General features: G+C 74.3%; 15 protein-coding genes. 8 read left to right on the top strand and 7 right to left on the bottom strand.

The features are described 5' to 3' along the window. Nucleotides 1-62: 62 nt before the first annotated feature. From ACFV1L_RS17630 to ACFV1L_RS17650, 5 genes are all read right to left on the bottom strand, one after another. Nucleotides 63-1229, bottom strand: a complete 1167-nt coding sequence (locus tag ACFV1L_RS17630) for a peptidase S8 (protein WP_380366796.1) — start codon at nt 1227-1229, stop codon at nt 63-65. Nucleotides 1230-1342: 113 nt separating this feature from the next. After that, nucleotides 1343-3742: a glycoside hydrolase family 65 protein gene (locus tag ACFV1L_RS17635; protein ID WP_380366798.1), complete on the bottom strand. Its 2400-nt coding sequence runs from the start codon at nt 3740-3742 to the stop codon at nt 1343-1345. After that, entirely contained in the window at nt 3739-4485 is a 747-nt protein-coding gene (locus ACFV1L_RS17640; protein ID WP_380366800.1) for an HAD family hydrolase, read from the bottom strand. The genes ACFV1L_RS17635 and ACFV1L_RS17640 overlap by 4 nt, the downstream gene beginning before the upstream one ends. Nucleotides 4486-4558: 73 nt before the next feature. Next, nucleotides 4559-5026: an SRPBCC domain-containing protein gene (locus tag ACFV1L_RS17645; RefSeq protein ID WP_380366801.1), complete on the bottom strand. Its 468-nt coding sequence runs from the start codon at nt 5024-5026 to the stop codon at nt 4559-4561. A 72-nt stretch (nt 5027-5098) separates the two neighbouring features. Then, nucleotides 5099-5650: a GNAT family N-acetyltransferase gene (locus ACFV1L_RS17650; RefSeq protein ID WP_380366803.1), complete on the bottom strand. Its 552-nt coding sequence runs from the start codon at nt 5648-5650 to the stop codon at nt 5099-5101. 171 nt (nt 5651-5821) lie between these two features. Between ACFV1L_RS17650 and ACFV1L_RS17655 the strand changes: the two genes are divergently transcribed. Both ACFV1L_RS17655 and ACFV1L_RS17660 read left to right on the top strand, forming a co-directional pair. Continuing rightward, nucleotides 5822-6361, top strand: a complete 540-nt coding sequence (locus tag ACFV1L_RS17655) for a SigE family RNA polymerase sigma factor (protein ID WP_380366805.1) — start codon at nt 5822-5824, stop codon at nt 6359-6361. 29 nt (nt 6362-6390) lie between these two features. After that, nucleotides 6391-7635: an LCP family protein gene (locus ACFV1L_RS17660; RefSeq protein WP_380366807.1), complete on the top strand. Its 1245-nt coding sequence runs from the start codon at nt 6391-6393 to the stop codon at nt 7633-7635. 7 nt (nt 7636-7642) lie between these two features. Here ACFV1L_RS17660 and ACFV1L_RS17665 read toward each other — a convergent pair whose 3' ends face one another. Further along, the gene (locus ACFV1L_RS17665; protein WP_380366808.1) at nt 7643-8527 is read right to left on the bottom strand and encodes a phosphotransferase family protein; all 885 of its coding nucleotides are present in this window, start codon (nt 8525-8527) and stop codon (nt 7643-7645) included. A 310-nt stretch (nt 8528-8837) separates the two neighbouring features. Between ACFV1L_RS17665 and ACFV1L_RS17670 the strand changes: the two genes are divergently transcribed. The 6 genes from ACFV1L_RS17670 to ACFV1L_RS17695 all read left to right on the top strand — a co-directional run bounded on the left by ACFV1L_RS17670 (nt 8838) and on the right by ACFV1L_RS17695 (nt 15896). Further along, on the top strand, nt 8838-10544 hold the full coding sequence (locus ACFV1L_RS17670; RefSeq protein ID WP_380366810.1) for a carbohydrate binding domain-containing protein: 1707 nt from the start codon (nt 8838-8840) through the stop codon (nt 10542-10544). A 181-nt stretch (nt 10545-10725) separates the two neighbouring features. After that, nucleotides 10726-11937 carry an ROK family protein gene (locus ACFV1L_RS17675; protein ID WP_380366812.1) on the top strand — a complete coding sequence of 404 codons (1212 nt, stop codon included), beginning with the start codon at nt 10726-10728 and terminating at the stop codon, nt 11935-11937. Nucleotides 11938-12170: 233 nt separating this feature from the next. Beyond that, nucleotides 12171-12374: a hypothetical protein gene (locus tag ACFV1L_RS17680; protein WP_380366814.1), complete on the top strand. Its 204-nt coding sequence runs from the start codon at nt 12171-12173 to the stop codon at nt 12372-12374. Between the two features lie 169 nt (nt 12375-12543). After that, nucleotides 12544-12846: a hypothetical protein gene (locus ACFV1L_RS17685; protein WP_380366815.1), complete on the top strand. Its 303-nt coding sequence runs from the start codon at nt 12544-12546 to the stop codon at nt 12844-12846. Nucleotides 12847-12902: 56 nt separating this feature from the next. Beyond that, nucleotides 12903-14741 (top strand): BTAD domain-containing putative transcriptional regulator, encoded by a 1839-nt coding sequence (locus tag ACFV1L_RS17690; protein WP_380366973.1) that lies wholly within the window; start codon nt 12903-12905, stop codon nt 14739-14741. A 156-nt stretch (nt 14742-14897) separates the two neighbouring features. After that, the gene (locus ACFV1L_RS17695; protein WP_380366817.1) at nt 14898-15896 is read left to right on the top strand and encodes a LuxR C-terminal-related transcriptional regulator; all 999 of its coding nucleotides are present in this window, start codon (nt 14898-14900) and stop codon (nt 15894-15896) included. 24 nt (nt 15897-15920) lie between these two features. Here ACFV1L_RS17695 and ACFV1L_RS17700 read toward each other — a convergent pair whose 3' ends face one another. Further along, nucleotides 15921-17603: a DHA2 family efflux MFS transporter permease subunit gene (locus ACFV1L_RS17700; protein WP_380366819.1), complete on the bottom strand. Its 1683-nt coding sequence runs from the start codon at nt 17601-17603 to the stop codon at nt 15921-15923. Nucleotides 17604-17644: the final 41 nt, after the last annotated feature.

Genomic DNA, 17644 nt, shown 5'->3' on the forward strand with positions numbered 1-17644 from the left:
CGCACGCGCGGGTCGTCGCCGTGCGTCGCGGCCCGGGCGGCGGGCGCCTCCGGTCCGGACGGCTACCCGCGGAACGCGGCGACGCCGGCCGGGGTGCCGAGCCCCGTCGGACCGTCGTACCCGGTGCCGGCCGTGCACAGGTAGGCCGGGTTGCAGGTGGCGGTGGACCCGACGGTCACGTCGTTGAGCGCGGCGGGGTGCGCGTACGGGAAGCTCGCCGGGCTGCTGCCGCTCGGCGGGGCGCCGGCCAGGGCGTAGGTCGCGGCGATGATCGGGGCGGAGGCGGAGGTGCCGCCGTAGACGTACCAGCCGTTGCCGCCGTAGGTCTGGTAGACGGCGACGCCGGTCGCGGGGTCGGCGACGGCCGCCACGTCGGCGACGGTGCGGCGGGGACAGCCGCTGTCGGTCTGCCAGGCGGGCTTGGGGAGCCGGCCGGAGCAGCCGCTCGCGGTGCCCTCGGTGGAGGTGGTGGACCAGACGCTCTCGCTCCAGCCGCGGGCCGAGCTGTCGCGGCGCAGCGTGGTGCCGCCGACGGCGGTGACGTGCGGCGAGGAGGCGGGGAAGTTGACGCCGTACCCGGCGTCGCCGGAGGCGACCGCGATGACCACGCCGGGGTGGGTGAAGTAGCTCTTGTCGTAGGTGGCGGCGTTGGAGTTCTCGGGTGCGCCCCAGCTGATCGAGACGTACTTGGCGCCCAGCGAGACGGCGGTGTTGACGGCGGTGCCGAGGTCGCTGACGGAGGCGCTGTCGGCCTCGACCAGGAGCAGCTTGGCGCGCGGGGCGATCGCGGAGACCATGGCGAGGTCGAGCGCCGTCTCGCCGGCCCAGGAGGTGTCGCCGCGCGGGATCCGGTTGCCGCCGCGCTGGTCGACCTTGCGGAAGCAGCCGCCGGCGGTGGTGCAGGCGGGCAGGCCGTAGTGGCTGCGGTAGACGCCGAGGTCGGCTTCGGCCTTCGGGTTGTCGTAGGCGTCGACGACGGCGATGGTGGTGCCCGCGCCTCCGTCGGCGGGCAGCCCGTAGGCGGAGCGCAGGTCGGCGGGGCCGTAGCCCTGCTGGGCGGCGAAGGCGCCGGCGGAGCCGCCGACGACGCGCAGGGCGTTGCAGGTGGCGGTGTCGGCCCGGGTGGGGGCGGCGCAGCTGTGCACCCAGCGGGTGCTGTCGGCGTGCACGGGCGCGGCGGCGACGAGGGGGGTGAGCAGGGCGGCGGCGGTGAGGGCGAGGGTGCGCAAGAGCGGGCCTCCGGTCGGGGCGGCTGGCCGGAGGCGACGAGTGGAACCCCTGCACCGCCGGTCACGGTTCGTGCAGGGAGTGTTGACGCCGCGTCAGCCTTTTATGCGTCCTCTCACTCGGCCGGCAGATGGTCGACGCTGCCGACCTGGACGCCGGCCTGGCTGTGCCGGCGGGCGGGTTCGCGGCCGGGCGGCTGGGTGGGCCGTTCGGTGGGGGCGGTGATCCTGGCGGTGGGCCGGGCGACGGACTTGCCGGCTTCGATCCGCAGCGGTTCGTCGTCGTGCAGGATCTGCAGCACGCTGCCGCGGCGCAGCGTGTAGGTGGTGGTGGCGTGGGTGATGTCGACCCGCAGCAGGTGTTCCCGCACGCTCATGGAGAAGCACAGCCGTTGCAGCCCGGCGGGCAGCCGGGGCCGGAAGGACAGCCGCTCGCCGTGGTCGCGCAGGCCGCCGAAGCCGGCGACCAGGGCGATGCAGGCGCCGGCCAGCGAGGCCATGTGCAGGCCGTCGCGGGTGTTGCCGCCGAGGTCGTGCAGGTCCATCAGGGCGGCTTCGGCGGTGTAGTCGTAGGCCAGGTCGAGGTGGCCGACCTCGGCGGCGATGACGGCCTGGGTGCAGGCGGACAGCGAGGAGTCACGGACCGTCAGGCGTTCGTAGTAGGCGAAGTTGCGGGCCTTCTGCTCGGGGGTGAAGACGTCTCCGCGGGTCTGCATGGCGAGCACCAGGTCGGCCTGCTTGACGACCTGCTTCCGGTACAGGTCGAAGTACGGGTAGTGCAGCAGCAGCGGGTACTTCTCGGGCGGGGTGGCGTCGAAGTCCCACAGCTGGTGGTCGGTGAAGCCGTCGGCCTGCGGGTGCACGCCCAGCTGTTCGTCGTAGGGGACGAACATCTTGTCGGCGGCGTCGCGCCAGGCGGCGGCCTCCTCGGTGTCCACGCCGAGCAGCGAGGCCTCGTGCAGGTGCCGGAGCGCGGTGTCGGCGGCGTTCCACAGGTTCGACTGCGCCATCAGGTTGGTGAAGACGTTGTTGTCGGCGACCGCGCTGTACTCGTCGGGGCCGGTGACGCCCTCGATCCGGAAGTTGCCCTTGGCGTCGTGGTGGCCGAGCGAGCGCCACATCCGGGCGGTCTCCACCAGCAGCTCCAGGCCGTGGGTGCGTTCGAACTCGGTGTCGCCGGTGGCCCGGACGTAGCGGACCACGGCGGCGGCGATGTCCGCGCCGATGTGGAAGGCGGCGGTGCCGGCCGGCCAGTATCCGGAGCACTCCTCGCCGCGGATCGTCCGCCACGGGAACACCGCGCCGGCCAGGCCGAGTTGGGCTGCCCGTTCGCGGGCCATCGGGAGGGTGGTGTGCCGCCAGCGCAGCGCCTGCTTGACGGCCTCGGGCAGGCAGTAGGTGAGCACCGGCAGCACGAAGGTCTCGGTGTCCCAGAACGAGTGGCCGTCGTAGCCGGGTCCGGTCAACCCCTTGGCGGGGATGGCCCGTTCCTCGCTGCGGGCGCCGGCCTGCAGGACGTGGAACAGCGCGAACCGGACGGCCTGCTGGAGTTCGACGTCGCCCTCGATCTCGACGTCGTTGTCGCCCCAGAACCTGCCCAGGAACTCCTTCTGCTCGGCGACCAGACCGTCCCAGCCGGTGTACCGGGCGGCGGTCAGCGCGGCCTCGACCTGGTCGCGGACGGCGGGCAGCGAGCGGGTCGCCGACCAGCCGTACGCCACGAACTTGACCAGGCGCAGTCGCTGACCGGCGTTCAGCACGGTGGTGACGGTGATCCGGGCCTGGTCGTCGGAGGACTCGGCGGCGGTGTCGATCCGCTCCGGTCCGTCGATGGCGTGGTCGATCCCCGCGGCGACCCGCAGCCCGGAGAACCGGGTGCGGTGCACCAGCACGCCCTTCGTGCCGTCGGCGTGCCGCAGTTCGGCCGTCAGCGGGGCCTCCAGCACGGCCGCCGCCCGCGGGTCGCCGTCCCCGCCGCCCGGCAGCTGCTCGTTGGCGACCAGCTCGGACTGCAGGACGATCCGCACCGGGCCGTCCACGGCCTCCACCGTGTAGTGGATCGCGCACACCGCCCGCTGGGTCAGCGACACCAGGCGGCGCGAACTGACCCGCACCGTCCGGCCGGCCGGGGAGGTCCACTCGGCCTCGCGGCGCAGCAGGCCGTCCCGGAAGTCCAGGCTGCGCCGGTGGCTGCGCAGTTCGCCGTACCGCAGGTCGAACGGCTCGTCGTCGACCAGCAGCCGGATCAGCTTGCCGTTGGTGACGTTGATGACGCTCTGCCCGGACTCCGGGAAGCCGTAGCCGCTCTCCGCGTACGGCAGCGGGCGCAGCTCGAACACGCCGTTCAGGTAGGTGCCGGGCAGGCCGTGCGGCTCGCCCTCGTCCAGGTTGCCGCGCAGCCCGATGTGGCCGTTGGAGAGCGCGAACACCGACTCGGCGCGGGCCTGCCCGGGCAGGTCGAGTCCGTGTTCGCCGATCCCCCACGGATCGACGGTGAACGCCTCGGACGGGCTCATCCGCGCTCCCCGATCAACTCGGCCAGGTCGTCCACCACCAGGTCCGCGCCGTGCTCGCGCAGGGCCGCGGCCTGCCCGGTGCGGTTCACCCCGACCACCGTGCCGAAGCCGCCGGCCCGGCCGGCGGCGACGCCCGCCAGCGCGTCCTCGAACACCGCCGCGTGCCCGGGTGCGGTGTCCAGCTGCCGGGCGGCGGCCAGGAACGTGTCCGGCGCGGGCTTGCCCGCCAGGTGGTCGCGGGCCGCGGTGATGCCGTCCACCACCACGTCGAACAGGTCGTCGATGCCGGCGGCCCGCAGCACGTCCCGGCAGTTCGCGCTGGAGGAGACCACCGCGCGCGGCAGCCCGAGGTCCCGCAGGCGGTGCAGGTACGCCACCGAGCCCGGGTAGGGCTGCACGCCCTGCTCGTGGATCATCCGCAGCACGGTGTCGTTCTTCGCCGCGGACAGCCCGTTGACCGTGCGGGTGCCGGGCGGGTCCTGCGGGGTGCCCTCCGGCAGGTCGATGCCGCGGGAGGACAGGAACTGCCGGGTGCCGTCCAGCCGGGGCCGGCCGTCCACGTACCGGTCGTAGTCGGCGACCGGGTCGAACGGGACGAACTCCGCTCCGGTGCGCGCCGCTTCGGACCGCAGGAAGGCGTCGAACATGTCCTTCCACGCGGCCGCGTGCACCTTCGCGGTCTGGGTCAGCACCCCGTCCAGGTCGAACAGGAAGGCCTTGATGCGGTCCGGAACTCCCAACATGACGTCAGTCTGACCCGCCGCCGCCGCTCCATGCCGGTCATCGCCGGAAACGGCGCGTCGCGGGGACCGTGCGCTAGTCGGCGGCGGCGTGCACCCCCGGGTGCGGGTGGCCGGTCGGCACGTGCAGCGGCTGCGGGCGGCCGCTCTGCGCGTAGTCCTTCAGGCGGACGATCGCCTCCGCCCAGCCGCCCGCCGCGGCCGGCACCGAGGCCGCGGCGTCCGCCGCCCAGCCGAGGTGGCGCAGCAGCAGGAGGGTGTGCCGGGGCCCGTCCGGATGGTCGAAGAGGTCCCAGGTCACGGTGGTGCCCTGCCAGGACGGCGGGTACACGCCGACGCTGCGCCAGGCCACCCGGTCCTGGTCGGCCCGCTCCCGGCGCAGCCGCAGCGGTTGCGGGGCGTCCGGGACGGTGACCAGCAGGTCGTCCCCGTCCCGTTCGATCCCGGTGCTCCACCACGACGTCAGCCCGACCTGCGTGTCCAACGCCGCCAGCAGGCGGGCCCGGGACGCCGCGACGTCGATCTGCAGGGCGATCTCGGCCATCGCACTCACCTCAACCCCCACGATCCCGCCCGCCCGCGGGGCGGGCAACCGTCGGGGGCGCGGGGCCGGCGGCTACCCGTCCCGCCACTCCGTGCTGAGGACGCCCATCTGGACCTGGTCGTGCCAGCTGCCGGCGCGGAAGACGGCTTCGCGGCGGCGGCCCTCCTCGGTGAAGCCGGCGCGGCGGTACGCGGCGAGGGCGCGGGTGTTGTAGCTGTTGACGGTGAGTTCTATCCGGTGCAGGCCGAGTTCCTCGAACCCGTAGCGGATGGTGGTGCGCAGGACGTCGGTGCCGAGGCCGCGGTCCTGGTGGGGCGGTCCGATGATGATGGCGAGGGTGGCGCAGCGGTCCTTGGGGGTGGCGCCGTAGAGGGTGACGTGTCCGGCGAGGTCCCCGCCGTCGAGGGTCTCGACGGAGAGGCCGAGGTCGGTGCCGGTGTTCTGGCTCCAGGAGCGGAACATCTCGGCGAGCCGCCCGTCGGGCTGCGGGTGGACGGGTCCGGTGACCTGCTGGATGGCGAGGCCGGGCTCGCGCCACCAGGAGGTGAGCCGCGGCAGGTCGGCCTCGCGGAGTTCTCTGAGCCGGACGAGTCTGCCGGTGAGCGGGTCGTGGTCGAGCGTCATGGGGGAACTCCCGTGCGGGTGGCGAACGGCGGTGCCGTTCCATCCTTCCAGCGGGCGGGGTCGCGGGGGCCGTCCGTTACCGGACGGGGTCCGGAACGCTCCCGAAGTCGAATGAAACATCCTGGACCCGTCGGACCGTCATAGGGCGGACTCGGCGAGGGGAGAGGAAACGTGGCCACAGCTCGACGGCGGGCGGCCCTGGAGGAGGAGTTCGTCGCGTTCGCGACGGCCCGGTCCGGGCAGCTCTACCGCTCGGCGTACTTCCTCACCGGCGGGGACGCGCACCTGTCCGAGGACCTGGTGCAGGAGACGCTCGGTCAGATGTACGCCCAGTGGCACCGGCTGCACCGGCCGAGCTGGGCGGGCCGGATCGACAATCCGGCGGGGTACGCGCAGACGGTGCTGGTGCGGGCGTACCTGACCCACCAGCGGCGGCGCAGCAGCAGTGAGCGGCCGAGCCAGGTGCTGCCGGAGGTCGCGGAGCAGGCGCCGGACTCGGCGCTGCGGCTGACGCTGGTCGACGCGCTGAGCCAACTGCCGCCGCGGGACCGGGCGGTGGTGGTGCTGCGGTACTGGGAGGACCGCAGCGTGGAGGAGACCGCGGCGATGGTGCGGGACAGTTCGGCGGCCGTCCGGACCCGGTGTTCGAGGGCGCTGGCCAAGCTGCGGACGGTGCTGGGGCCGGAGTTGGCGGAGCTGGTGGCGCGGTGAGCGGGGATCTCGGGCGAGGGAGTGGCGACGTGGACGGCGGGGACGGGGAGTTCGAGGTGCAGTTGGGGGCGGCCTTCGGGCAGGCGGGGGGCGGGCCGGGACCGGAGGTGACGGCCCGGCTGGTGGACGGCGGTCTGGAAATCGGCCGCCGGCGCCGGCGGGCCCGGCGGCGGCGCGCGGTGCTGCTGGCGAGTGCGCTGACCGCCGCGGTGGTGGTCGGCGCGGGGGTGCTGACGGTGCCGCACGGCGTGCCGGGGCAGCGGTCGGACGTGCTGGACGCGGCCCATTCGGCCTCGCCGCCGCCCCCGCAGCCGCTGGAGAAGGGCGTGACGGTGCTGCTGGTGGGCCTGGACTCCACCGTCGACGCGCAGAGCCGGCCGGCGCCGGCCGAGTTGGTGCACGGAGACCTGCATGCCGGGGTGCTGGACCGGGACACCACCGACACGCTGATGCTGGTGCGGATCCCGGCCGGGGGCGGCGAGGTCCGGCAGCTGTCGATCCCCCGGGACGTGCTGGTGCCGGACGGCCACGGCGGGCAGGCGCAGATCAACTCGGTGTACCCGGCGGCGGAGACGGCCGAGCGGGACCGGCTGCGCAAGGAGGGCGTGTCCGAGTCCGAACTGCTGGAGCGCGGCCGGGGCGCGGGGCGGACCGCGCTGCTGAGGGCGGTGGAGCAGCTCTCCGAGGTGCCCGTGGACCACTACGCGGAGCTGTCGATGGCCGGGTTCCACCGGGCCGTGCAGGCCGTGGGCGGGGTGCCGGTCTGCCTGAACCACCGCGTGCGGGACGACTGGAGCGGGATCGATCTGCCCGCCGGGCACCAGGAGCTGGGGCCTGCGCAGGCGTTGGCGTTCGTCCGGCAGCGGCACGGGGTCGGCAACGGTTCGGACCTCCAGCGGACCGTCCGGGCCCAGGCCCTGCTGGCCGGGGTGGTGGCGAAGCTGCGGTCCGGCGGGGTGCTGTCGGACCCGGCGCGGCTGGGCGCGCTGTACGACGCGCTCTCCGGCCAGTTGGTGACCGATCAGGGCTGGAGCCAGCTGGAGTTCGTCCGTCAGGTGCCGGCGCTGGCGGCCGGGCGGGGCACCGCCGCGACCCTGCCGGTCACCGCCGACGGGGCCCGGCTGCGGGCCGTGCCGGGGGCGGCGAAGCAGTGGCTGCTCGGTGGGACGCCGAGCGGTCCGGCCCCGTCCGCCTCGTCGGGGGAGCGGCCCGGGTCGGCGGCGACCCTGCAGCCCGCGCCGCTGGAGTGGGACGGGGTGCCCTGCGTGGACTGACCGGGCGTCAGTCGATCGCGGTCCACCGCCAGGGCCGGGGTCCGTGCTCGCCGCGCAGGCAGGCCAGCCGGTAGTGGGCCTGCGCGCGGTGGCGGCCGGGGTCGGCGGCGGCCTGCTGCAACGCGTAGCAGGCGACCCGGAGTTCGCGGATGGCCCGGTACACCGGGTAGCCCGGCCACTCGGTGACGTCCGCGCCGTAGGCGGCGCAGAAGGCCGCGTAGCCGGGGGCGGCGAGGGTGCCGAAGGAGTCGTGGGCGACGGCGGTGGACGTGAGGTCCCAGGCGGGCGGGCCGAGGGCGGTCCGTTCGAAGTCCAGCAGGTGCGCGGCGGTGGCGGTGACGGCCAGGTTGCCGCCCCAGGCGTCGCCGTGCACCACGGTCGACGGGGTCGGCGCCCGGTCGAGTTCGTGCCAGGCGGTGCGGAGGTCGGCGAGCCGGTCGTGCAGCCAGTGGCGCTGCGGGGCGCCGAGGGTGGCCGCGCCGTCGATCCGGGCGGCGAGCCGGACGAACGGGTCGATCGGTTCCAACCCCCCGGCGGGCGGCGGCAGTTCGTGGAGCCGGCGGAGGGCGGCCGCCAGTTCGGGGGCGGTCGCGTGCCGGTGCGGAGGCAGTTCGTGCCAGAAGGTGACGGGCCGGCCGTGGACCTCGATCGGGCCGGGCGGTTCGGCGAGCGGCCGGACGGCCGGGACGCGGTGCCGGTGCAGCCAGCGGGCCACCGCCAACTCCCGTGCCGCGACGGCGGTCTGGCCGACGCGGCCGACCCTGGCGACGACCTTGCCGGGCAGCCGCCACAGGGTGTTCTCACCGGCCCGGATGAGTTCCGCGCCGGCGCTCGGGCGGCCGGCGGCGGAGCAGGCTTCGGCCAGCAGGCCGGCGGGGTTGCGGCAGTCCACGTCCGGGGCTCTTCCATTCGGTGTCCGGGGCCGTTGCCAGCTTGCCGCAGCGCGCCGAAGCGCCCCAAGGGCGCACGGAAGCAGGGTCCACGCTGCTTGTGCGGCAGGGCACTTCGGGGCGGAAGCGACCTGCCCCTCGCGCATGGTCCAGACCACCCTTGCCTTTGGTCCAGACCTATTGACGCGTCTTGCCAGCGCTTTTACGATCCGGTCGCACAGCCCCACCTGTCCCCCACCTCACCCAGAGCCGGGCGTCACGCCCCCACGCGCATGGCCACGCCCATGGCGCTCGGCGGGAAGGGAGCACCACATGTTCCGTCGGAGGTCGCGTTCCCCACGCCCGCAGCAGGCGGCCGTGGCACGCGCAGTGCACCCGCACCGCCCGCAGTCCGGCCCGACCGTGCTGAAGCGCTCCCTCGCCGGGGTGTGCGCGGCCGCCGTCGTCGGCACCGGCCTCGCCGTGGCCGGCTCGGTCACGGCCGGCGCCGCCACCACCAACCTGGTGGCCAACTCCGGCTTCGAGGACGGCCTTTCCGGCTGGACCTGCACCGGCGGCTCCGGCTCGGCCGTCAGCAGCCCCGTGCACTCCGGCAGTTCCGCGCTCAAGGCCACCCCCACCGGCCAGGACACCGCCCAGTGCAGCCAGACCGTCAGCGTCCAGCCGAACTCGCAGTACACGCTGAGCGCCTTCGTCCAGGGCAGCTACGTCTACCTGGGCGCGACCGGCACCGGCCTCACCACCGCCCCGTCCACCTGGACGGCCGGCAACGCCTCGTACGGCCAGCTCAGCGTCGGCTTCACCACCGGCGCGAGCACCACCTCGGTGACGGTCTACGTGCACGGCTGGTACGGCCAGCCCGCCTACTACGCGGACGACGTCTCGCTGGTCGGCCCCGGCGGCAGCAGCCCCTCGCCGAGCAGCAGCCCGTCCGGCAGCCCTTCGTCCAGCCCGTCGTCGAGCCCGTCGTCGAGCCCCTCCGGAAGCCCGTCGAGCAGCCCCTCGGGCAGCGCCTCGGGCAGCCCGTCGTCGAGCCCGTCCGGCAGCCCGACCTCCGGTGACGCCACCTGCCCGACCAAGCCCCGGCCGGCCGGAAAGGTGCTGCAGGGCTACTGGGAGAACTGGGACGGCGCCTCCAACGGCGTGCACCCGGGCATGGGGTGGACCCCGATCACGGACAGCCGGATGGCCGCGCACGGCTACAACGTCATCAACGCCGCGTTCCCGGTGATCCTCTCGGACGGCACCGTGCTGTGGCAGGACGGCATGGACGCCGGCGTCAAGGTCTCCACCCCCGCCGAGATGTGCCAGGCCAAGGCCTCCGGCGCGACCATCCTGATGTCGATCGGCGGCGCCGCCGCGGGCATCGACCTGAGCTCCAGCGCGGTCGCCGACCGGTTCGTGGCGACCGTCGTGCCGATCCTGAAGAAGTACAACTTCGACGGCATCGACATCGACATCGAGACCGGCCTGTCCGGCAGCGGCAGCATCGGCACGCTGTCCGCCTCGCAGTCCAACCTGATCCGCATCATCGACGGCGTGCTGGCCCAGATGCCGGCCGGCTTCGGCCTGACCATGGCGCCCGAGACCGCGTACGTCACCGGCGGCAGCGTCACCTACGGCTCGATCTGGGGCGCGTACCTGCCGATCATCAAGAAGTACGTGGACAACGGCCGGCTCTGGTGGCTGAACATGCAGTACTACAACGGCTCGATGTACGGCTGCTCCGGCGACTCCTACTCGGCCGGCACCGTGCAGGGCTTCACCGCGCAGACCACCTGCCTGAACAACGGCCTGACCATCCAGGGCACCACCATCAAGGTCCCGTACGACAAGCAGGTCCCGGGCCTGCCCGCCCAGCCCGGCGCGGGCGGCGGCTACATGGCCCCCAGCCTGGTCAGCCAGTCCTGGAGCGCCTTCAACGGCCAGCTGAAGGGCCTGATGGACTGGTCGATCAACTGGGACGGCTCGAAGGGCTGGACCTTCGGCGACAACGTCAAGGCCCTCCAGGGCCGCTGACCCTCCGCCGGAGGAGTCGTCCACAGGCCTGTGGACAGTCGCCTCGCGACCGGGCCCCGGGAGCGCACCCCGCTCCCGGGGCCCGCCGGCGTCCGGGCGCCGCCCGTCGGGCGGGCGGCCCGCGGCGTCGGGCCGGGCGGCGCGAACGCGTAGATTCGCGCCGGAGGAGGACACCACACCCATGACAACCCGAGGCCAGCAGACCGTCCGCGACCTGCGCCGCGCCAGCCGCTCGACGCTGCTGCGCCACCTGTACTTCCACGGTCCGCTCAGCCGGCAGGAACTCGGGTGCGCCACCCGGCTCAGTGCCGGGTCGATCACCAACGTGACGGGGGACCTGCTCGCCGACGGGCTGATCGAGGAGTGCGGCTCCGTCGAGTCCGACGGCAAGCGGCCGCGGATCCTGCTCCGGGTCTCCCCCGGCCGGGCCCACCTGATCGGCGTCGACGTCGGCGAGACCCAGGTCCGGGTCACCCTGTTCGACCTCGCGCTGAACGAACTCGCCTCCGCCGACCGGCCGTCGGCCGACGCACCGGACCCCGGCCGGGTGGTCCGGCTGATCGCCGCCGGCCTCGCGCACGTCCTGGACGCCGCGGGCGTCCCCGCCCGGAGCGTGCTCGGGGTCGGCATCGGAGTCCCCGGCATCGTCGAACAGGGCGACGGTGCCGACCCCGGCGCGGACGCCGTCGTGCACGGCCAGACCTTCGGCTGGGACGCCGTCCCGCTCGGCCGCCTGCTGCGCGCCCGCACCCCGCTGCCGCTGCACGTCGACAACGGCGCCAAGACCCTCGGCCAGGCCGAGATGTGGTTCGGGGCGGGCCGCGGCTGCCGGGACGCCGTGGTCGCGCTGGTCGGCTCCGGCATCGGCGCGTGCGTCGTGGCGGACGGCCGCCGCTTCCGCGGCGCGAGCAGCTCGGCGGGCGAGTGGGGCCACACCAAGGTGCACGTCGGCGGCCGCCCCTGCCGGTGCGGCTCCCGCGGCTGCCTGGAGGCGTACGTCGGCGCCGCCGCGCTGGTCGAGCGCTGGGACGGCACCCTCCCCGGCACCGGCGACAAGGCCGGCCTCGCCGCCCTGCTGCGCGCCGCCGACGCCGGCCGGCCCGACGCGGTCGCCCTGCTGGACGAGGCCGCCGAACTGCTCGGCGCGTCCGTCGCCGACCTGGTCAACCTCTTCGCCCCCGAGCGCGTCGTCATCGGCGGCTGGGCCGGCCTGCTGCTCGGCCCCCGCCTGCTCCCCGCGATCCAGGAGTCCGCGACCCGCCACGCCCTCGCCTTCCCGCGCTCCCGCACCGTCGTCGCCCTCAGCGAGCTGGGCCCGGACGCGGTGACGCTGGGCGCGGCGACGCTGCCGCTCGGCCGGTTCCTGGAGAGCGGCGGCACCGGGGCGCACTGAGCTGCGGGGCACCGCCCCGTCCCGCGATCTTCCCGCAGTTTTCACCTGTGTTCCCCTGGTCGGTTTATGACATGGCATAAAGCGACCAGCGCGAAATCGTTCGCGCACCTAATGGCGGAGCCCACTATGGGAGCATGTATCTGGTTCATGCGAGGCTTCGCGCACCGGCCGGCCGAGGTGTTCCTCCGGACCTGGCGGAATTGGTCCGCTCCCATGCGGAGGACCGGGACGCGGTGGAGCACGTGAGCGTCCACCCGGCGGCGTCGGGGGAGGTCACGGTGGGGGTGTTCAGCCTGGCCGAGAGCCTGGCGGAGGCGGAGGGCCGGGCCGCGCGGGTGGTCCTGCGGGCGGTGGAGGCGGAGCCCGGGCTGGCCGGTTTCGCCGTGCTGACGGTGGGGGCGGCCCTTGTACCGGGGCCTTGGTGGGGGTTCGAGTAGCCGGACCGTGGACGGCTTAGGACAGTGCATGTTCCGTCCAGCCGACACCTGTTCCCTCCGGGCCGCGGGTGCAGCACAGTAGTGGTCGTCGGCGGGAGCAGCCGCCGGCCGGAACTCCGGGAAACCACCCCGGAGGAAATCACCACAAGCCTTCAGGAGAATTCCCGTGATGGTCACCCGTGTCTCGAAGCTGGTCGCTTTCTCGGTCGCCACAATTGCCGCCGTGGCCATTTCGGCGACGTCGGTGGAATACTCCGGGAATGTCGCCGGCGACGTCACCTGGGGCCAGCTGCCCGCGGACCCCGGCCTGACCGTGAAGGCCGCCGCGGACGGCCCGGACCAGGTCGTGGGCCCGAACGGCGACGTCACCTGGGGCCGGGCCCCCGGCAACCCCGGCCCGGCCGTGGCGGCCGCCGTGGACGCCCCGAGCCCGGTCGTCGGCCCGAACGGCGACGTCACCTGGGGCGGCTGAGCCCCGCGCAGCACATCCGAACCGTCCGACCGATCGCACTCACGGGGGTGAAGACGATGGAATTCCTGGTCCTGGGCGCGCTGGAGACGCGCCAGGGCGGCGTCCTGGTGGACGTCCGGGGCATGCGGCAGCAGAGACTCCTGGCGCTGCTGCTCCTGAACACCGGCCGGGTGGTGCCGATGGACTTTCTGGTGGACGAGCTGTGGGAGGACCCGCCGCCGTCGGCCAGACCGCAGGTGCACAACGCGATCCGCGACCTGAGACGGGTGCTGGCCGTCGGCGAGCACCGGCTGGTGACGGTGGACGTCGGGTACCGGCTGGTGGTGCCCGAGGACGCGGTGGACGCGCACCGGTTCACCCGCAAGGTGCGGGAGGCCCGGGCCGCCGAGCGGGACGGGCGGTTCCCGGAGGCGATCCGGCTGCTGCAGTCCGCGGTGGACCTGTGGCGCGGCGAGGCCTTCGCCGGCATCCACTGCCCGGCGGTGACCAGCGCGGCCGTGAAACTGAACGAGCAGCGGCTGACCGCGCTCGAGGACCTGATGGCGCTGCGCCTGAAGGTCGGTGAGACCTCTTCGCTGGTGGGCGAGTTGACGGCGCTGCTGGCCGAGTACCCGCTGCGCGACTCGCTGCGGCGGAGCCTGATGACGGCGCTGTGCCGCAGCGGCCGGCAGGCGCACGCGCTGGCGGTGTACGACGAGGGCCGCCGCTTCCTGGCGGACGAGCTCGGCCTGGAGCCCAGCCCCCAACTGCGGGCGCTGCAGGCGGAGATCCTCGCGGACGCGCCCGGCGTGCACGACGCGCCCGGCCCGGTGGAGGTGCGCGCGCCGGCCGCCGAGGACGCGGCGCCGGGCCCGCACCCGAACTGCCTGCCGCACGACCTGGCGGACTTCACCGGCCGGTCCGCCGAACTGGCGCTGCTGCAGGAGGCGGTGGCGCGCCGGACGGCGGGTTCGCCGCTGATGCTCGCGATCGACGGGATGGGCGGGGTCGGCAAGACCACGCTGGCGGTGCGCCTGGCGCACCGGACCACCGGGGACTTCCCGGACGGCCAGTTCTTCGCCGCCCTGGACGGCTTCGACGAGACCCGGCCGCCGGTGTCGCCGCTGCGGGCGCTGGCCGCGCTGCTGCGCGCGGACGGCCTGCGGCAGGAGCAGATCCCGGCGTCGCTGGACGAGCGCTCGGCGCTGTGGCGTTCCCGGCTGGCCGGCCGGCGCTGCCTGCTGGTGCTCGACGACGCGGCCGACAGCGCGCAGGTGCGCCCGCTGCTTCCGGGCGCCGGCGAGACGCTGGTGCTGGTGACCAGCCGCCGCAAGCTGAGCGCGCTGGACGGCTCGGTGGCACTGCCGCTGGACGTGCTGCCGCCGGGCGACGCGGTGGAGCTGTTCGCCCGGGTGGCCGGGGAGCGCCGGGTGGGCCGGGAGCCGGCCCGGGCGGCGGAGGCGGTGGCGCTGTGCGGCTACCTGCCGCTGGCGGTGCGGATCGCCGCGACCCGGTTGCGGGACCGTCCGGCCTGGACGGTGGCGGACCTGGCGGAGCGGCTGGCCGACCCGGACCGGCGGGCGCGCTGCCTGCGCACCGCGGACCGCGACCTGATGGCACTGCTGCGCGCCTCGTACCAGTACCTGGATCTGGCGCAGCGGCGCTTCAGCCGCCTGATGTGCCGTCAGCCCGCGGGCTCGTTCGACGTGGACCGGGCGGCGGCGGTGACCGGGCTGAGCGCGGACGAGGTGGAGTGCTGCCTCGACGCGCTGTTCGAGAACAACCTGGTCCGGCAGGAGGCGGCGGCGCTGTTCTCGTTCCACAGCCTGGTCCGGGACTGCTCCCGGCTGCTGCCGGAGCCGGCCGACGGCGACGTCGTGACGGGCAGTCAACTGCCGGTCACCGCAGCGGCCTGACGGGCCTCCGAACGTTTCATCCGGTCGTGTCCCGGCCGCCGTTGTCCTGACATCTCACCGGAAGACAAGGGCCGGTATGTGGTTGCCGTGTGTCAGTAAGCTCAGGAAATGATGTAGACCTCATCTACTGGCGCTGATCGAAACGGGGACCGATCCATGCTGGACGTTCTGGGGCTCGATGCGGAGGCCGAGTCCATCTACCGCCGGATGCTGGCCGATCCGCAGGCCGGGGTGGCCGCGCTCGCGAGAGCCCTGGGGCTGAGCGAGGACAGAGTCCGCACCGGACTCGACCGGCTCAGCGAACTGGCCCTGATCCAGCCGTCGGCCCGGGAGGGCATCGGGTTCCGGGCGGTCGGCCCGGAGACGGCGATGGAGGTCCTGCTGGCCCGTCAGCAGGCCGAACTGGCCGCCCAGCAGCTGCGGGTGGAGGCCTCGCGGGCCGCGGCGGCCCAGCTGATCGCGGAGTGCTCGGCGTTCCGGCCGACCGCCACCGACGCGTCCTCCGAGCAGTTGGCCGGGCCGGAGATGATCCGCGAGCGGCTGGCCGAACTGGCCGGGTCGGTGCGCCAGGAGGTGGCGACCTTCGCCCCCGGCGGCGCCCACAGCGAGGAGGACCTGCGGGCCAGCCGGCAGCCGAACGCGGCGCTGCTGGAGCGCGGCGTGCAGATGCGCACCGTCTACCTGGACAGCGTCCGCAACCACCGGCCGACCCTGGACCACGTGACCTGGCTGAACCTGCAGGGCGGCCAGGTCCGCACGGTGCCGGAGCTCCCCATCCGCATGATCATCTTCGACCGGCAGCAGGCGGTGCTGCCGATCGACACCGAGGACGCCCGGGCCGGCGCGGTGGTGCTGCGCGGCGCGGGCACGGTGGCCGCGCTGTGCGCCCTGTTCGAGGGCGTGTGGGCGAACGCCGTCCCGGTCGGCGACGCGCCCCGGTGCTGCGACGAGAACGAGATGCCCCCGCACGAGCTGGCCGTGCTGAAGATGCTCGCCCAGGGCCACACCGACGAGGCGATCGCCAAGCGGATGGGCGTCTCCCCGCGCACCGCCCGCCGGTTCGCCGCCAACCTGATGGAACGCCTGGACGCCCGCAGCCGGTTCGAGGCCGGGGTGCACGCCGTCCAGGACGGCTGGCTCCCCGCCACGCGCTGACCGCGGGCGTCCGCCGACGTTCCGTCAGGCCGCCTGCCGGCGCTTCTCCCGGCGGTCCGCCAGGAGCAGCGCCAGGGCGGGCAGCAGGGTCAGCCCGTAGACCCCGAGCAGCCAGCCGAAGGAGTGCGCGAACGCCGCCGGCACCATGCCGTGGTGGCTGCGGGCGGAGTCGGTGAGCACCACGGTGACCACCGCGATGGCCAGCGCGCCGCCGATCCGCTGGGTCAGGTTGAGCTGGGAGGAGGCGTCCGGGATGGACTCCTGACGGATCGACTGGAACGCCCGGGTCATGGTCGGCACGATGGTCAGGCCGGTGCCCAGGCCGCGGATCACCAGGCTGCCGCAGATCAGCGGGTAGGCGGTGGTGCCGGTCAGGCCGGTCATCGGCACGGTGGCGACCATCGTCAGGCAGATGCCGATCAGCACGGTCGCACCGCCGCCGATCTTCCGCAGCAGCACCCGGGACAGCCAGGCGGCGGTCACCACGCCCAGGCCGCCGGTGGACATCAGCAGGCCGGTGGCCACCGCGGACTCGCCGCGGGCGTCCTCGAAGTACAGCGGGATCAGCATCATCGGCGAGTACAGGACGAAGCCCAGGCAGAAGATGTTCACCACGGCGGTCGCGTACACCGGGATGCGGAACAGCCGCAGGTCGAGCAGCGGGTGCTTCGCCGTCAGCTCGCGCCGCACGAACACCGCCGCGCCGACCACCGCCAGGCCGAGCGGCACCAGCAGCGCCGCGGTCGCCTTCGCTCCCTGCTCGGCGTACTCGTGGATGGCCAGCACCAGCGAGACGGTGGCGGTCGCCGAGGAGACCAGGCCCAGCAGGTCCAGCGGCTTGGCGCTGCCGGCCGGCGGGGCGTCCTTGCGGACCCGGCGGACGGCGGCGAACAGCAGGAGCGCGCAGAACGGGATGTTCACCACGTACACCGCCGACCAGCCGCCCCAGGCCACCAGCAGGCCGCCGATGGTCGGACCGAGCAGCGGGCCGATCAGCATCACCGAGCCGTTCAGGCCCTGCACCTTGGCCAGGTGCTCGCGCGGCACGCCGCGGGTCAGCAGGATCGTCGAGGCCGGGGTCAGGATGCCGGCCGCGGCGCCGGACAGGCCGCGGGCCGCGATCAGCTGGTCCAGCGACTGGGCGGCGGCGCAGCCCAGCGAGCCGAGGGCGAACAGGGCGGTCGCCGCGGCGAACACCCGCTTGGTGCCGAACCGGGTGGCCAGCCAGCCGGTGGCGGGCATGGTCGCGGCCAGCGCCAGCAGGTAGGCCGTCACCACCCACTGCACCTGGTTGATGCCGCCGAACCGGGCGGTGGTCTCCTGCATGGAGACGTTGACGATGGTGGTGTCCAGCAGCGCGATGAAGCCGCCGGCGATGGCGACGGCCATCGTGATCAGCGCGGTCTTCGACGGGGCGTCGCCCTGGCCGGGGGGCGGCCCGGCCGGCGGTTCGGCGGCGGGGGCCGTCCCGGGCTCCGCGACGGCGACGGCGGTGCCGGCCTCCTCGGGCGCGGGCTCGGCGGCCGGCCGGGAGGCGGCGGCCGTCCTCGGGGTGGCGGGCTTCTTCGCGGCGGTGGCGGCGGGCTTCGCGGCGGTGGCGGTGGCGGTGGCGGGCTTCGCGGCGGGCTTGCGGGCCGGGCCCGGCTTGCGGCGGGTCTTGCCCTTGGCCGCGTTCACCGTGCTGCGGGCGGGCTGCTTGGTGGGCATCTTCGCAGGTCCTTCATCGGCGGGAGGAGGGGTCGGCCGGG

The organism is Kitasatospora sp. NPDC059646 (assembly GCF_042734615.1).
Classification (GTDB): domain Bacteria; phylum Actinomycetota; class Actinomycetes; order Streptomycetales; family Streptomycetaceae; genus Kitasatospora.

What these genes read in the sequence shown, in the direction of transcription:
- ACFV1L_RS17645 (WP_380366801.1), bottom strand. Translation starts at nt 5,026, where the DNA reads ATGGCCGAGATCGCCCTGCAGATCGACGTCGCGGCGTCCCGGGCCCGC.
- ACFV1L_RS17685 (WP_380366815.1), top strand. Translation starts at nt 12,544, where the DNA reads ATGGTCACCCGTGTCTCGAAGCTGGTCGCTTTCTCGGTCGCCACAATT.
- ACFV1L_RS17640 (WP_380366800.1), bottom strand. Translation starts at nt 4,485, where the DNA reads ATGTTGGGAGTTCCGGACCGCATCAAGGCCTTCCTGTTCGACCTGGAC.
- ACFV1L_RS17635 (WP_380366798.1), bottom strand. Translation starts at nt 3,742, where the DNA reads ATGAGCCCGTCCGAGGCGTTCACCGTCGATCCGTGGGGGATCGGCGAA.
- ACFV1L_RS17670 (WP_380366810.1), top strand. Translation starts at nt 8,838, where the DNA reads ATGTTCCGTCGGAGGTCGCGTTCCCCACGCCCGCAGCAGGCGGCCGTG.
- ACFV1L_RS17675 (WP_380366812.1), top strand. Translation starts at nt 10,726, where the DNA reads ATGACAACCCGAGGCCAGCAGACCGTCCGCGACCTGCGCCGCGCCAGC.
- ACFV1L_RS17650 (WP_380366803.1), bottom strand. Translation starts at nt 5,650, where the DNA reads ATGACGCTCGACCACGACCCGCTCACCGGCAGACTCGTCCGGCTCAGA.
- ACFV1L_RS17690 (WP_380366973.1), top strand. Translation starts at nt 12,903, where the DNA reads ATGGAATTCCTGGTCCTGGGCGCGCTGGAGACGCGCCAGGGCGGCGTC.
- ACFV1L_RS17700 (WP_380366819.1), bottom strand. Translation starts at nt 17,603, where the DNA reads ATGCCCACCAAGCAGCCCGCCCGCAGCACGGTGAACGCGGCCAAGGGC.
- ACFV1L_RS17695 (WP_380366817.1), top strand. Translation starts at nt 14,898, where the DNA reads ATGCTGGACGTTCTGGGGCTCGATGCGGAGGCCGAGTCCATCTACCGC.